9 protein-coding genes and 1 pseudogene are annotated in these 16,038 nt (G+C 62.8%); 4 read left to right on the plus strand and 6 right to left on the minus strand.

From position 1 onward, the window contains the following. Positions 1 to 6 precede the first annotated feature (6 nt). The gene (locus IPF85_RS16635) at positions 7 to 1,236 is read right to left on the minus strand and encodes a hypothetical protein (RefSeq protein ID WP_343409193.1); all 1,230 of its coding nucleotides are present in this window, start codon (positions 1,234 to 1,236) and stop codon (positions 7 to 9) included. A gap of 339 nt (positions 1,237 to 1,575) precedes the next feature. Between IPF85_RS16635 and IPF85_RS16640 the strand changes: the two genes are divergently transcribed. Further along, positions 1,576 to 3,135: a hypothetical protein gene (locus IPF85_RS16640; RefSeq protein WP_343409194.1), complete on the plus strand. Its 1,560-nt coding sequence runs from the start codon at positions 1,576 to 1,578 to the stop codon at positions 3,133 to 3,135. A gap of 12 nt (positions 3,136 to 3,147) precedes the next feature. Here IPF85_RS16640 and feoB read toward each other — a convergent pair. Both feoB and IPF85_RS16650 read right to left on the minus strand, forming a co-directional pair. Further along, positions 3,148 to 5,405 (minus strand): annotated as a pseudogene (gene feoB, locus IPF85_RS16645) (ferrous iron transport protein B). Positions 5,406 to 5,443: 38 nt separating this feature from the next. Then, positions 5,444 to 6,472: a metal-dependent transcriptional regulator gene (locus tag IPF85_RS16650; protein WP_343409195.1), complete on the minus strand. Its 1,029-nt coding sequence runs from the start codon at positions 6,470 to 6,472 to the stop codon at positions 5,444 to 5,446. A gap of 217 nt (positions 6,473 to 6,689) precedes the next feature. Between IPF85_RS16650 and IPF85_RS16655 the strand changes: the two genes are divergently transcribed. Then, positions 6,690 to 8,165 carry a DNA methyltransferase gene (locus IPF85_RS16655; protein ID WP_343409196.1) on the plus strand — a complete coding sequence of 492 codons (1,476 nt, stop codon included), beginning with the start codon at positions 6,690 to 6,692 and terminating at the stop codon, positions 8,163 to 8,165. On the opposite strand, the gene IPF85_RS16660 is transcribed toward IPF85_RS16655, so the two are convergent. Beyond that, a complete protein-coding gene (locus IPF85_RS16660) occupies positions 8,093 to 9,286 on the minus strand; it encodes a class I SAM-dependent rRNA methyltransferase (protein WP_343409197.1) in 1,194 nt (397 codons plus the stop codon). The two genes, IPF85_RS16655 and IPF85_RS16660, sit on opposite strands and share 73 nt — an antisense overlap. Positions 9,287 to 9,627: 341 nt before the next feature. On the opposite strand from IPF85_RS16660, the gene IPF85_RS16665 reads away from it, so the two are divergent. Next, positions 9,628 to 10,341: a methylated-DNA--[protein]-cysteine S-methyltransferase gene (locus IPF85_RS16665; RefSeq protein ID WP_343409198.1), complete on the plus strand. Its 714-nt coding sequence runs from the start codon at positions 9,628 to 9,630 to the stop codon at positions 10,339 to 10,341. Between the two features lie 37 nt (positions 10,342 to 10,378). Beyond that, complete coding sequence (locus IPF85_RS16670) at positions 10,379 to 11,503, plus strand: thermonuclease family protein (RefSeq protein WP_343409199.1); 1,125 nt, start codon at positions 10,379 to 10,381, stop codon at positions 11,501 to 11,503. A 66-nt stretch (positions 11,504 to 11,569) separates the two neighbouring features. On the opposite strand, the gene IPF85_RS16675 is transcribed toward IPF85_RS16670, so the two are convergent. Together IPF85_RS16675 and uvrA are read right to left on the minus strand one after the other, a co-directional pair. Next, positions 11,570 to 12,787, minus strand: coding sequence for an MFS transporter (locus IPF85_RS16675; protein ID WP_343409200.1), 1,218 nt, complete (start codon positions 12,785 to 12,787; stop codon positions 11,570 to 11,572). Between the two features lie 20 nt (positions 12,788 to 12,807). Then, on the minus strand, positions 12,808 to 15,843 hold the full coding sequence (uvrA, locus tag IPF85_RS16680) for an excinuclease ABC subunit UvrA (protein WP_343409201.1): 3,036 nt from the start codon (positions 15,841 to 15,843) through the stop codon (positions 12,808 to 12,810). Positions 15,844 to 16,038 lie beyond the last annotated feature (195 nt).

The following is a 16,038-nucleotide window of genomic DNA, read 5'->3' on the forward strand; positions in this document are numbered from 1 at the left end:
GAGGGCCTATTGCACGTTGACCAGCACCCAGATCAACCCTTCGCCGGCGGCCAGCGGCTCCAGCGCCGTCCCAATGACGGGCGCGCCCTCGCTAACGATCATACCGTCGAGGGTGCGGGTGCGCAGGGCGCGCGCGTGGCCGGCCAGGTCCGCGGCGGTCAGCCGTTGACCCACCGTCACCGGGCCATCCGCAGCCGAAACCCTCACCCGCGCCGCGCCTGCCACCGTCAGCGCCACATAGTCGCCCGGCTGAGCCGGCCCTTCGGCGCGATGCAGTTCGGACGCCTGCGCCGCGCTTTCGCCCAGCGCGGACGCCGGTCTGGGGCGGGATGTCAGGGCCAGGCGCCCTTCCACAACCCCGATCACGCCGCCAGGGGCGCCGGCCGCGCGCTTCACCTGGGGTAGATGCACCGTGCTGCCCGGCAGCGGGTCGGCTATCCCGGCCGCCATCACCAGGTCGCCAGCCGTCAGGCTTTCGGCGCCGCTCACCTGCGCCACCAGCGAGACGGACTCCAGGAGCACGTTACTGCCATGAATCTTATCCGGCGTGTAGAAGCCCCATTCACCACTGGCCTGCGTCGTATTGGCGTAGACGCCATTATAGGTCGCCGACACAACCCGCATGCCGTCGCCGCCGGCTGCCTCTACCACCATGCCGTTCCAACCGGCCGACGCGACATAGGCCCCGGTTTCCGCCAATTGCACATTCAGGCCAGTGCTGTCCGCCGAGACGATGAACACACCATCGTACGCGGTATGGCCAACGATCAAGCCGTAGCCGCCCGCCGAACTGATACGCACGCCGTTCTCACCGGCAGAATAGATGTAAACGCCATCGCCGCCGACTGTGCCCACCAATACGCCGTCGTCAACGGCCGAACTCACGTTGAGGCCGCCCGTTCCCACGCGCAGGCCAAGGCCAGCGCTGTTGTTCACGGTCAGGGCAGGCCCGGCAAATGATCCTTGAATCGTGATGGGATTGTCCGCGCCGGTCCAGGTTTGCCCCAGATGGTTGTGATTGTTGTCGCTCACATAGACGCCATTCTGACTCCAATGGCCAGCGGTCAGTTGGACATCGAAGATGTCTACATCGCCGTCATGGTCCACATCACAGGCGGGGTCGTAGGCGCCGCCAGGGATGCAGACCCCGGCCAACGGCGCCCCGCCGGCCGCGCCGGTCAGGGCGGTCAACAGAACCAGGAGAACGGTCAAAGAAAAAAGTTTGCGCACACGCATTGTTCGCTCCTTATGCACCATCGCACAGAGTGTCCCTGTTGCAGGCAGGGTTGGGTCACAGAGGTTGCTCGGCTTGCATCATACAACGAAACGCTAAAGTCATCAATAATGGACGCGCACAGCTTGCAGCATATCTGCGTTCGCAATCTTGATCTTCCCATTTGGCATTGCGCGGCAAACGGTTTATGATGGGCCAGCGCTAAACCGTCAGGCGGGGCGCGGCGATCTATTCTCAAAGAGGCTGGCTGGTAACGTGGTTATGACACATTCCGAACCCGGTGCGGGCCGTCATGGCATCCTGCGGAATTGGGCCGCGGTGACCGCGGCGAAGAGGATGATGTGAAGGGCAGTCGTCTGTTGATCTGGGGCATGGCCCTGTGCGTCGCGGTGGCGTTTGCCGGCGCCATCGGCGTCATCCTGACCGTGTTCGACCATAACGAGCACATGTACCTCGCGGCCGGCGTCCAGGTGGCGCAGAACAAGGTCATCTACCGCGATTTCGCCTATCTGCAGATGCCCTATCTGCCCCTGTTGTATGGCAAGCTCTTGCAGTGGCTGCCCATCCAGGCTTACTATCTGCTCGCCGGCAAGGTGGTCAGTTGTTTCTTCCTGGGCCTGTCGGCCGCGACCCTGTTTCTGATCGGCCGCCGTGTCCTGGGGCAGCTTGCGCCGGCGCTCGGCATCGTCGCCCTGTTCCTGTTGAACATGACCATCATCGGGCCGGCCGCGGAGGTGTCCAACTACATCGCGCCGCTGGCCCTGTCACTGCTCAGCTTCTACGCTTTTCTCGTGTCAACCGACCAGGCGCGGGTCAAATCCCTCGGTCTGGCGCTCTCCGGCTTTTGCCTGGCATTAGCCATCGGCAGCAAGCTGACCTACGCGCCGACCGTCGTGCCATTCCTGATCGCCATGAGCCGGCTGCCGGTGGAAAATGGCACGCCGGCCGCCGCGCTCAGATACCGGCTCACACACGGCCTGGCGCCGTTCATGGGCGGCCTTGCGCTCGGCTTGCTGCCGTTGGTGGGCTACCTTTTCGATTGGGATCGGTTTCTCTTCAACAACCTGGGCTACCATGCGCTCAACACACAGTGGCGCCTGCTGACGGGTTATGCCGGAGCCATGTCGGTTGCGGCCAGGCTGGACTTCGCCCGCCAGATTCTGACACGCACCGATAACCTGATCTTGATCGCGGGGGTTTTGCTGGCAATCGGACTCTCGCTCGGCCGCTTTGCCGGCCAACGACCAACCGGCAGACGCCTGCCGTCGGGCGCGCTGCTGGCAATGCTACTATTCCTGGTGGCCGTGCCGACGGCGCTGGCGCCGGCGCCCTCTTTCTTTCAATATTTTGCGCTACCCGTCAGTTGCCTGTTTCTGCTCCTGATCTACGCCTGGGCGCCACACGCCGCCGCTGACTTCCGTTGGCGCCGCGTCCTGCTGCCCATGCTGGTGCTGGTGTCTGTTGCCTTCAGCGGACCTGGCTTGCAGCGGTCAATCACGCGCCTGCTTGATCCTCAGACCTGGAGCGGTGTCTACGTACACCAAGTCGCCATGAGCATACGCCAGGCCCTGGAAACGGCTGGCGTTGGCCCAACCGGCAAGATAGCTACCCTGTCGCCCGTCTACGTCATCGAAGCCAATCTGCCGATCTATCCGCAGTTGGCTACCGGGCCGTTCTTGTTTCGCGTGGGCGATCTGCTCACGCCGGCCCAGCGCCAACGTTTCGTCGGCGCCTCCCCGCAGACGGTGCATGAGCTGCTGGACGCTGATCCCCCGGTCGCGATCCTGGTTGGCTTCGAGGGCGACCTGGACGCGTCGCTGCGCGATTACGCCAAACAGCACAATTACGCTCAACAGGACACCATGGCGGGCGGCGCCGAGTTGTACATCCGCCCGCCATGAGTCTTTCCCGGCTTATCCTCCGCCCAGCAAACGCCAGACCTGAGCGACCAGGAAGGTCACGCCAAAGCCCATGGCCAGCGGCAGCAGCGAAGCGATGACGGTCCATTTGACGCTGCCCGATTCCTTGTAGATCGTATAGATGGTTGTGCTGCACGGGTTGTGCAGCAGGCTAAAAAGCATCAGGTTGACCGCGGTGAGCAGGGTCCAGCCGCCGGCCTGGAAAAGCGCAGCGGTTGACTCCACCGTGTCGGTCTGGAACATGACGCCTGCGCCCTGCCCTGCGCCGGTCATGCCGGTGACCAGGACGGTCAGCATCAGAATGGTGGGCACGACGATCTCATTGGCCGGAATGGCGACGATATAGGCCAGCATGATGACGCCGTTGAGGCCCAGGAGCAGCCCGAGCGGATTCAGCAGGTTGACCAGGTGCTCGGCCAGGCTGGGCTGGCCGAGGTGGATGTTCGACACCAGCCAGATGACCGCGCCGGCCGGCATGGCGAAGACGACCGCGCGCCACAGCACCGACATCGTGCGGTCAATCATCGAAGTGTACAGCGTTTGCAGGATACGCGGCGGGCGATAGGGCGCCAGCTCCAGGCTGAAGGTGGAGACCTGGCCCTTGAGCACGGTGCGCGAGAGGCTCCACGACGCTACAAACGTGAACAGAACACCCAGGGTGGCGACTGCCATCACCGCCAGCGCAGAGATGATGCCGCCGAGATAGGCGGGCACCAGCGCGCCGATGAAGACGGTGGCGATGAGGATTTGCGTGGGCCAACGACCGTTGCACAGGGCGAAGTTGTTGGTCAGCATGGCGATCAGGCGCTCGCGGGGGCTGTCAATGATGCGAGTGGCGACGACGCCGGCCGCGTTGCAGCCAAAGCCCATCATCATGCTCAGCGCCTGTTTGCCGTGCGCGCCCGATTTCTTGAAGATGTTGTCCAGGTTGAACGCCACGCGCGGCAGATAGCCAAAATCCTCCAGCAGGGTGAAGAGCGGGAAGAAAATCGCCATCGGCGGCAGCATCACCGCGACTACCCAGGCCGTCGCCAGGTACATGCCGTCCAGCAGCAGCCCGCTGAGCCACCACGGCAGGCGAATGGCATCGGCCACCTGGTGCAGCCAGGGGTAGACCTGGCCGATGAGGAGCGAATCGAGCATCTTGGAAGGGACGTTCGCGCCGGTGATCGTGATCCAAAAAACCAGTGCAAAAAGCAAGAACATGATGGGTAGACCCCACATGCGACTGGTGACCAGGCGGTCAATCGTCTTGTCCAGGGTGGGGCGCGCCTGCCGGTCCGGCCGCGTCACGACACTATCGGCCAGGTTGGCAGCCTCGGTGAACGTGGCCTCCACAACCCTCTCGTGAAAATCACTCCCAATCTGCCAGCGCAGCCGATTGGCATTGGCAATGATCTCTTCGGCTGTCAGTTGCATCGTGCTGTTCATGCGGCCTCCAGGCGTAATTGCAGGTTACCGGTCATGGCTTCGGCCTCGGTGCGGGTCAAATCGCCCAACTCACCGCGACGCAGGGCCTGGATGATGCGCTCATCGCCATCGAGCAGGCGCCTCGCCACCCAACGTGCATTGGGCAGGGCCGGGTAGAGGGTGTGAATCTGCGCGACGAGCGCGTCCACCGCATTTTTCAGCTCTGCAGGCTCGGTTGTGATGCGATGGGGTCGGCAAACGGTGCGTCCTGTCGCCACCTCACTCATGGCCTGCAGCAGGTCTTGCAGACCCTTGCCATAACGGGCAGTCGTGGGCACCACCGGCACTCCCAGCCGTCGCGCCAGGTGACGGGCGTCCACGCTGACCCCGTGCCGCTGCGCCTCATCTATCAGGTTGAGGCAGACCACCACCCGATCGGTAATCTCCAGCACTTGCAGCACCAGGTTCAGGTTTCGCTCCAGGCGGCTGGCATCCGCGACCACCAGGGTCACGTCCGGCTGTCCAAAGAGGATAAAGTCGCGCGCCACTTCTTCATCCAGGCTCGTGGCCAGCAGCGAATAGGCGCCGGGCAGGTCTACCAGCTTGAAGCGTTGCCCGCCGTAATCGAAGCCGCCCTCCGCGCGCGTCACGGTTTTGCCAGGCCAGTTGCCGGTGTGCTGACGCAAGCCGGTCAAGGCATTGAAAACGGTGCTTTTACCCACATTGGGATTGCCCGCCAGGGCGACGACGAAATCCCAATTGGTCATGTCCACGCCCAGTTTGAGCAGATTGGCCGCGTTATGCACAGGGCACGCCTCACAACTGGCGTGGGCGGCCGGCATGGGCGGGATGGGCGTGGGGCGATAGTTGGACGATTCACTCATAGTGTGGCCTCCGCGGCCGGGCTGATGGCAATCAGCGCGGCCTGTTCACGACGCAGCGCAATCAGCGCCTCACGAATGCGATACGCGGTGGGGTCGCCGCTCAGGCTGCGCATCTCGGCCCCGATCAAGGTGCCGGGCAGGATGCCCAGGTCAAGGAAGCGCCGGCGTTCGGCCCCGCGGCAGCGTGCGGAGATGCGCACCACGCGGCCCTGCTCGCCAGGCTTGAGATCGGCCAGGGTTGGTTCGACCGCGGCAGTCAGCGCCACCTCCAGCGGCCGCACATTGATGTTGGCCGCCACGATGGGCGCCAGGATGTGCTCATTGCCGTCGGCCCACAGACGCACGCGCTGCGGCGTCATTTCCAGAATTTGAGCCTCCATGCCGGGGTAGAAGCCTTCGGCCACCAACTGCGCATAGACCACAGCCGGTTCGTCTTCCAGGTGTACGATGCGCACGGCCTGCTGCGGCTGCATCGCGGTCAGCGGTTGACTGCGATTGACCAGCACATCACCTTCGGCGCTCGGAATCGGATCGCCGTGCGGGTCGTAGGTTGGATTGCCGAGGGTGGCGGCCAACGCGTTGGCCGCGGCCGGCGTCAGGCGGTGTTCCATCTGGTCGGCCAGCTCATGCCAGGCCAACGGCTGGTAGCCGGTTTCATCGGCCAGATAGCGCTCCCACAAACGGTGGGCGCGCACCATGTGCAGCGCGTACTCCATGCCGGCGGTGGTCAACTGCAGGCCGTCAGGCCGCACCTCCAGCAGGTTGCGATTCTGCATCGCCGTCAACAGGTCGGCGGTGCGGTTTTCGGAGATTTGCAGGACGCCCGCCAGGCTGTGAATGGTGGGCTGCTGCTGGTTGACTGCACACCAGTGCAAATGCTTCAGGGCATCTTCGGTCAAGACGCGCGTCGTGGCGCGACGTGCCTGCCGCCAGCGGCTGATCAGACCATGCTGCGGCCACAACAAGCCCGACGCCAGCGCCATCAGAACGGCGGCAAACAACAAGGCTCTCGCCGGTTCAGACATAGGTTCCTCCATAGTTTCTCATTAGCAAAAACTAATTTTAGTCAAGACTAAATCTAGTGTACCAGACAACATGGCCGTTGTCAAATGATCGTTTTCAATCAGAACGACGGAGCGCAATGGTTTGACAGGCAGATCGTGTGGTATACTCTGGGTACATGGATTCAACTGACAAAGCAACTTGGCAATGAACAAAGAAAGCCCACATCAGACAGCAAACATGACGATCATCCTGGACGACATTGCACGGCTCGATCACGAGTTGGAGCACCATTTCAGGCAGAAGTTTCAGGTTCAGCCGGCACTCACGCGCGCGTTGGTTAGTTTTCAGGCCAATAAGACGCGCCCGGTGTATCGCTGGTACAAGTACAAAGAGGCGTTCTCAGCCGCTTTGGTCGAATACCTGTTTCAGAAATACGGCGTCATGCAGGGAAAAATCCTCGATCCCTTTGCGGGCAGCGGCACTACGCTGTTTGCAGCCAGCGCGCTCGGGCTTGATTCAGAGGGCATTGAACTTCTGCCCATCGGTCAGCAGATTATTGCCACCAAGACTTTGCTGGAAGCCGATTTTACACCGGAGGATTTCGAGACATTGCGCCGGTGGGTGACAGATCGCGTTTGGCAAGCGAACGCAAACCACACGCCTTTACCCGAATTGCGGATTACAAAAGGGGCTTATCCAGATAGCACCAAGACAGCTATTGAAAAATACCTTGCCGTCAGCCGGTGCGAAAACCCTCAGGTGCAAACTGTTCTACGCTTCGCCTTACTGTGCATCCTCGAAGCCATTAGCTATACGCGCAAAGACGGGCAGTATTTGCGCTGGGACTATCGTTCCGGCCGCAAGCAGGGCGCAAAGCCATTCGACAAAGGCATCATCCTGAGTTTTGACCAGGCGATTGCCGAAAAAATCAACGAGATGGTTGAGGACCTGCAGCCGGTCACAGCGCAAATGAGTTTTTTCCCAACCACAACGGCGCAAGGTGGAATTCACCTATACGATGGCTCATGTTTGCACGTGATGCCCACCCTTGGCCGGGGCGTTTACGATGCGATCATGACATCTCCGCCTTACTGCAACCGGTATGACTACACGCGCACCTATGCATTGGAGTTGGCATTACTGGGAACGGATGAAAAGCAGCTATCTCATTTGCGCCAGGAGATGTTGAGCTGCACCGTCGAAAACCGAGCCAAGGACTTGCTGGCGATGAACCCGGGCTGGACGGCGGCTGTTGCTGCCGCCGATGGCACGGAACTCCTGCAAGCCATTCTGGAATACCTTGAAGATCAGAAAGCGCGCGGCCTGCTGAACAACAACGGCATTCCACGCATGGTCAGGGGCTATTTCTACGAGATGGCCTGTATTATTGCTGAGTGTTCACGCGTGCTGAAGCCCGGTGGCGCCTTGTTCATGGTCAATGACAACGTCAGATATGCGGGCGCCAGCATCGCCGTGGACATGATACTTTCCGCCATTGCGGAAAAACTGGATTTTGGCATCCATCAGATCCTGATATTACCCAACGGCAAAGGCAACAGCAGTCAGCAGATGGGTGAACACGGGCGCGAGGAGCTACGGAAGTGCATCTACGTTTGGAGAAAAGCCGGCATGCCTCGGGCTCACCGCACCGTGGCAAACAGGCATTTGAGATACGCGCCCTCTGCGAAGCCGATGGGGTGGTCCACGGCGTGACCGGAATGCGCAAAGGGTTGCAGTGGACGACCAGCTTCGACCGCGGCCGGCTCCACGGTTGCGTAGAAGTCCGCGGCGCTGACCCGGCTGGAGCACGAGGCCATGACCAGCGTGCCCGCGGGCTCCAGCACCCCCAGGGCCAGGTGGGTCAAGCGCCGATAGGCACGCAAGGCCCCGTTCACCTCACTCTCCTGCTTCGCCAGGGCCGGTGGGTCCACGATCACCAGGTCGAAACGCTGCCCGCGTTCCCGTAGCGCGGCCAGGGCATCGAACGCGTCGGCCGCCAGCACGGTGTGCGTCGCCGCGGCCACGGCCGGCAGATGCCGGTTCAACTCGAAGTTGCGCACGGCCGCGGCCAGGGCCGGCGCGCTGAGGTCCAGGCTCAGCACCTCCGGCGCGCCGCCGGACGCGGCGTAGAGCGAAAAACCGCCGGTGTAGGCAAAGACGTTCAGCGTGCGGCGATCCGCGGCCAGCGTGGCGACGCGTGCCCGGTTTTCGCGTTGATCGAAGAAGAAGCCGGTCTTCTGGCCGCGCAGCACATCGGCCTCGAAGCACAGTCCATTCTCATGAAAGCGTACAGCCGCATCGGGCAGATCGCCGGCCAGGGTCATGCCATCAGCCAGGCCGTGCAGCCACACCGGTTGGCGTTGCAGATCGCGGCTGAGGCGCAACACCACGGCCTGCGCCGGGATGACCTCCGCCAGCGCGGCAAGCACAGTCGTCAGGTGGGGAATCCAGGCCAGGGTGTAGATCTTCAGCACCAGAACCGCGTCGTAACGGTCAATGACCAGGCCGGGCAGGCCATCGTTCTCGCCGTGCAGCAGCCGATAGCCGGTGGTGCCCTGACCGGGCAAGGCGGCGCGGCGGGCCGCGGCCGCGGCCAACTGGGCAGCAAACCAGGTTTGATTGATCGTGGCCGGTGCGCCGCGCTGCAAAATACGCACCCGAATCAGCGAGGTGGGGTCATAGAGGCCGATGGCGAGGAAGCGCCGCTGATCGTCGAAGATGACAGCCAGATCGCCTGGATTTCCCGGCGTGTCCGGCTGCTGGATCACCGCTTGCTCGAACAACCAGGGATGCCCCTGCCGCAGGGCGCGCTGCGCAGCCGGCCTGACCCGCAAGGCCAGGCGCCGCACAGCCGGCGGACGGAATGTGTGCCAACAAATCGCTCACGCCCATGGTCATACTGTAGAAAGTCTCCTCGTGTCCCGACTTGGGGCAACAGCCCACGCAGGTTATACTGAGTTATCAAATTGGTGGGCTTCGCAGCCGTTGCAGCGACTTGCAGTCGCCGGGCGCCTCTATTGTAGCGCACAGCACACACATGTCAAAGCACCTTGCGTGCAACCGCCACGCCCTCGGAATGATTTTGGAAGAAGATGAACTTGACTAGCCGCGCATGCCAGGCTATCATCTGTTTTCGGACCCGAATCAGTCAACTGAAAGGCAGTCGGTTCATTCCATGAATTTGGCCTGGAACTGTGTAGATTCACCCCTGGGGCGGCTGTTGACGGCCGGCACGAGCAACGGTCTGAGTTTCGTCGCCCTCGGCGCTCATGACGCCACCCTGCTTGCCGCGTTGCAGGCAGAGTATCCCACGGCCACCCTGTCACCGGCCACAGATACCCTGGAAGCCTGGTCGCAAACCCTGGTCGCCTTCCTGACCGGCGCCGTGCAAGACATCGCCCTGCCGCTCGACATCCCCGGCACGCCCTTTCAATGGCGCGTCTGGCGGGCGCTGCAGGCGATTCCTTACGGCGCCACTTCGAGCTATGGCGAGATCGCCAGCGCATTGCAGATGAAGAATGGCGCCCGCGCAGTGGGGCACGCCTGCGCCACAAATCCAGTTTCACTGGTCATTCCCTGTCACCGGGCGCAGCGCAGCGATGGCGGCCTGGGGGGATTTCGTTGGGGGTTGTGGAGAAAGGAGAGGCTGCTGGGGTTGGAGATTGGAGACCGGAGATTGGAGACCGGAGACCGGAGATTCGTGGAGATTGGTGAAATTCGTGGCAGGGAGCGGAGATTTGAGACCGGAGATTGGAGATTCGTGGAAATTGGTGAAATTCGTGGCAGGGAGCGGAGACCGGAGATTGGAGACCGGAGATTGAAGACTGGCGACCTGAAACTCCAGTTCACACAACTCCCTTTTTCCACAAACCTGGTCTCTATTCTCTGATCTCTAATCTCTGCAAAGAACAGATAGGAGTTTGGTTGTGGATTTGATCGGTTTTGTGCGGCGATGGGCGCCGGTGGTGTTGATTGTGGCGCTCAGCGCCTGTCAGGCGCGCACCCCGGCCCCCAAGGGATTGCCAACGCCAACGGCGTCGCTGGCAGCGACGGTGAGCGTGGTCACGCGGACGCCAACGAGGCAGCCAACCGCGACGATAAGCGTGGTCACGCCAACGCCGCTGCGCCTGCCCAACTATCCTGACCAGCCACTCAACCTGCCGCAAGGGAAGGTGCTGAGCGTGATTGATGGCGACACCATTGATGTACGCATTGACAGTCAGACGGTCAGCGTGCGCCTGTTGGGCATCAACACGCCTGAAGTGGTGGGACCCTATCGGACGGCGCAGTGCTTCGGCAATGAGGCTTCGGCCAACGCCAAGCGCCTTCTCGCCGGCGCAACCGTTTATCTGCAGGATGACCCGCAGCAGGACGACAAAGATCAGTACGGGCGCTGGCTGCGTTATGTGTGGCTGAGCGATGGCCGTCTGTTCAATCTGGAGGCGATTGCGCAGGGCTTTGCGCTGGAGTACACCTACTACAGGGACCGGCCCTATTCTCTGAATCGTGTCTTTCGTGAGGCGCAGCAGCTGGCGCAAGAGCAAGGGCGTGGCCTCTGGTCACCGCAAACCTGCGCTGGTGACATCAAACGGCCGCCGCTGTCAGCCACGACCGTGGCGCGCACGCCTACTGCACGGCCGACACTTGCCGCCACTGCCCTGACGCGTACGCCCACCCCGGCGCCGGCGGCCACGCGCAGCGTCAATAGCTCGATCGCCATCACCGGCATGATGTACGCCGGCGACGATGAGGTGGTCACAGTGACGAACCAGAGTACCGCGCCGCAGTCACTGGCCGGCTGGCGTTTGCAGAGCTACGGCGGCACTCCTTGTCGCTTGATCCCTGAGCAGGTCTTTGTTCTTCCGGCTGATCTAACCCTGGCGTCTGGCGCCAGCGTGCGCATCCACAGCGGCCCGCAGGCGCTGAACAAACCGCCGACCGATCTCAAATGGACAGAAGATACCGTTTGGAACAACGGCGGCGATCGCGCCGACCTGCTCAGCGCGGACGGAAAACTCGTGACCTCACTCGCCTACGGCGCCTGCCAGTGACCTCACCTCATCCCCTGCCCCTTCTCCTCTCCGCTCTGCGGAGAGGAGAAGGGGGTGAGGTCGCACTCAATCGAAACGGCGCACCGCGGGATGCAACAGGCCGAGCGCGGTAATCAATGCCGTCAACAGACCGCCAGCGATGAAAACGAGGGCCGGCCCCAGCGCCTCGGTGGCCCAGCCGGTCAGTCCGTAGCCAATCGGCAGCAGCATGAAGGAGCCGAGCATGTCAAAGCTCGCCACACGGCCCAGCTTGTCGCCCGGCACCACAGTTTGCAGGATGTTCGTCCAGATCAGGCCAAAGACCTCCAGCGCCGCGCCGTTGATGAGGGCCGCCAGCAAGATGACGACCAGCGGCACGTTGGCGCCCAGCACGGCCAGCCCCAGGCCCGCCACGATGGCGCCGCCGTAGGACACCAAACCGCGCCAACGTAAGCGCGGGTAACGCCCCATCCACAGCCCGCCGAGGACATAGCCGATGGGAAAGACAGCATAAAGCAGGCCCAGGGTGCGCACATCACCGTGCAGGTGATCTTTGACCAGGAAAGGTAGCGCCACCGCAAACGGCCCGGCCAGCGTGATGTTGGTCAGGGAAAACAAGAGGATTGTCACCCACAGAATGGGACTGCCGGCGACCACCGCCAGCCCTTCGCGCAGATCGCGCCCGATCCCATGCACGCCCTGGGACGCAGACGGCGCAGGCGCGGTGGACAGGCGCAGGAGCGGCAGCACCAAAAGCGCTGCGGCAAAAAACGAGAGCGCATTGCCGGCAAAGGCCAGCGTGGTGCCACCCAGGCCCACAAGAGCCGCGCCCAGGGCCGGCCCCACGATGCGGCCGGCCTGCATGCTGAGGCTGGTCAGTGAATTGGCGCTGGTCAGCGCGCTGACCGGGGTCAACTCCGGTACCAGGGCCAGATACGCCGGTTGAAAGAAGGCGTCGGCCAGGCCGAAGAGCAGGCTGGCCCCGTAGATGTGCCAGATTTCCAGGCGCCCGCTGAGGGCCAGCCATGCCACGCCCGCCGCCGCGATGCCCCGGCCCAGGTCAGAGATCAGCAGCAGGCGCACCCGCGGCAGGCGATCCACCGCCACGCCGCCGATGAGGACGAAGAGCAGCATCGGCACCATCGAAAAGGTCAGCACGGTGCCCATCGCCAGCGCGGAGCCGGTCTTTTCCAGCACCCACCATGCCAGTGCCACCTGATAGAGATGATCGCCGACGCGCGAGATCGTCTGCCCGACCCAGAGGAGGGCAAACGATCGGTGCGTCAGAGCACGAAACAGCGCCATCAGCGGCCTCCGAGGAGCGGCTAGTTCACAGGGGTGGACGGGTCGAACGCTGCCGAGACTGGCAGGCGCCCGATCTGCGGCAAGACATGCTGCAAGAACTGGCCGGTGTAGGAGGCCGACACCTGCGCCACCTCTTCCGGGCGTCCCTCGGCGATGATGCGGCCGCCGCCGTTGCCGCCCTCCGGCCCCATGTCAATCACCCAGTCGGCCGACTTGATGACATCCAGGTTATGCTCGATGACCACCAGGGTGTTGCCGCGGTCGGCCAAGTCGTGCAGCACCTGCAGCAGGCGCCGCGTGTCCGCGAAGTGCAGGCCGGTCGTCGGTTCGTCCAGGATGTAGAGCGTATCGCCGGTGTCGCGACGGCTCAGCTCCTTGCTCAGCTTGATGCGCTGCGCCTCGCCGCCGCTCAAGGTGGTGGCTGCCTGCCCCAGGCGGATATAGCCCAGACCCACCGCTTCCAGGGTCTTGAGCTTGTTGCGAATGGCCGGGATGTTGTTGAAGAACTCGTGCGCCTCTTCCACCGTCATGTCGAGCGTGTCGGCGATGGATTTGCCCTTGTACAAAATTTGCAGCGTATCCCGGTTGTAGCGCTTGCCGTGGCACACTTCGCATGGCACCCAAACATCGGGCAGGAACTGCATCTCGATGCGAATGGTGCCATCGCCCTGGCAGGCCTCACAGCGCCCGCCCTTGACATTGAACGAGAAGCGCCCCGGCCCATAACCGCGCAGTTTGGCGTCCGGCAGGCGGGCAAAGAGATCGCGCAGCGGGCCGAAGAGAGCGGTATAGGTGGCCGGATTGGAGCGCGGCGTGCGTCCGATCGCGCTCTGGTCAATGTCAATCACCTTGTCCAACTGCTCGATGCCCAGGATCGTCTCATGCGCGCCCGGCTTGTCCTTGGCCCGGTAGAGGCTCTGCGCCAGGCGCTTGTAGAGCACCTCGATCACCAGGCTCGACTTGCCGGAGCCGGAGACGCCGGTCACACAGATGAACTTGCCCAGGGGAATGCGCACATCCACGCCTTGCAGGTTGTTCTCCGTGGCGTGTTTGATGAGCAGGGTCTTGCCGTTGCCGTCGCGGCGCTTGGTCGGCACCTCGATCCGCTCTTCGCCGCGCAGATAGCGGGCCGTCAACGAGTCGGGACACTCGATGAAGCGATCGCGCGGCGCGGAGCAGACCACCTGACCGCCGTGCTCGCCCGCGCCTGGCCCCATATCCACGATCCAATCGGCCGCGCGCATCGTTTCTTCATCATGCTCAACCACCAGCACGGTGTTGCCCAGGTCGCGCATGGCAATCAGCGTGCGAATCAGGCGCGCGTTGTCGCGCTGATGCAGGCCAATGGACGGCTCGTCCAGGATGTAGAGCACGCCCATCAACTGCGAGCCGATCTGCGTGGCCAGGCGGATGCGCTGCGCCTCGCCGCCAGACAGCGTGGCGGTGCCGCGCTTGAGCGACAGGTAGTTCAGGCCCACATCGGCCATGAAGCCGAGCCGGGCGCGAATCTCCTTCAGAATCTGGCGCGCGATGGTCCACTGGCGCTGCGTCAGCGGTGAGGCCGCAGGCACCTCCAGGGCATCGCCATACTTCGCCACGCGCTGGCTCTCGGGCGCGCCGTCGCGGCCATTGGCCGCGACCGTGATGACCGGCGCCGTCTCTCCTTGCAGCAGGCGCACCCATTCCAGGGCTTCGATCACTGAGAACTGCGTCACCACATCAATGTTCTGATTGATGATCGTCACGGCCAGGGCTTCGGGGCGCAGGCGCTTGCCGCCGCAGACCGGGCACGGGCGCGAGGTCATCAATTCTTCCATCTCGGAGCGGATATAGTCAGAGGTGGATTCACGGTAGCGCCGCTGCAAGTGCGGGATGACCGCCTCGTAAGTCGTTTCGTAGGTGCGCAATTGGCCGGCGGTGTTGTGGTACGTAATCGCAACCGACTCCGCCTGGCCGGCGCCAAAGAGGATGATCTCGCGCTGGCGGTTGCTCAATTCCTTCCACGCAACCGTGAAGGGGATATGGTGCTTGGCGCACAGGGCGCGCAGGAGCTGGCGATAGTGATTCTCCTCGTCCTTTTGCCCTTGCTTGCCCCAGCCGCTGACATTGAGCGCGCCCTCTGCCAGCGACAGATCAGGATTCGACGCGATCATCTCAGGGTCGAACTCCATCTGCACGCCCAAGCCGCTGCAGGTCTGGCAGGCGCCGTGCGGTGAGTTGAACGAAAAGGTGCGCGGCTCGATCTCCGGCAGGCTGATGCCGCAGTGGACGCAGGCAAAATGCTCGGAGTAGAGGCGATCGGTCGCAGCCGCGTCCCGCTGACTGACATCGCTGACCAGGATGGCGCCGCCGCCCAGACGCAGCGCGGTCTCCACCGAGTCGGTCAGGCGGCTAAGATCGAGCGCGCCCTCGCCGTCCTTCACCACTACCAGGCGATCCACCACCGCTTCGATGGTGTGATTCTTGTAGCGATCGAGCTCGATCTCCTCATCCACATCATGCACCTCGCCGTTGACGCGCACGCGTACGAAGCCGGCCTTGCGCACATCCTCGAAGATGCCTTTGTGCTCGCCCTTGCGCGCCTGGATCAACGGCGCCAGGATCAGGATACGGCTGCCGGCTGGCATCTCCAGGATCGAGTCCACAATCTGTTGAGCGCTCTGCTGGGCAATCTCGCGGCCGCAGTTGGGGCAGTGCGGTGTGCCCACGCGGGCATAGAGCAGGCGCAAATAGTCGTAGATCTCGGTGGTGGTGCCCACGGTGGAGCGCGGGTTGCGGCTGGCGCCCTTCTGGTCAATCGAAATGGCCGGACTGAGGCCCTCGATGTGGTCCACGTCAGGCTTTTCCATCACGCTCAGGAACTGGCGTGCGTAGGCCGACAAGGACTCGACGTAGCGGCGCTGGCCTTCGGCATAGATCGTATCGAAGGCTAACGACGACTTGCCCGAACCGGAGAGGCCGGTGATGACCACCAGCTGGTCGCGCGGCAACTCGACGGTGATGTTCTTCAGGTTGTGTTCGCGTGCTCCGCGAACAATCAATTTGTCATGAGCCATGATCTGGTTCTCCTGACAGCGCGCGCCACGCGCAGTCGCATGACCCGGCGCTTTGTTGCATTGATCCTTGCGGTCGTGTCGAGCGTGGACTTCACGCGCACAAAAGGCTGAATTCTAACATAAAAAAGCACTAAGAAACCGGGTTTCAGTGATGAAACCCGGTTTCAGCATAAGCAGAATCGGCCAACAAGCAGC

It is taken from the genome of Candidatus Amarolinea dominans (assembly GCF_016704685.1).
Taxonomy (GTDB): domain Bacteria; phylum Chloroflexota; class Anaerolineae; order SSC4; family Amarolineaceae; genus Amarolinea; species Amarolinea dominans.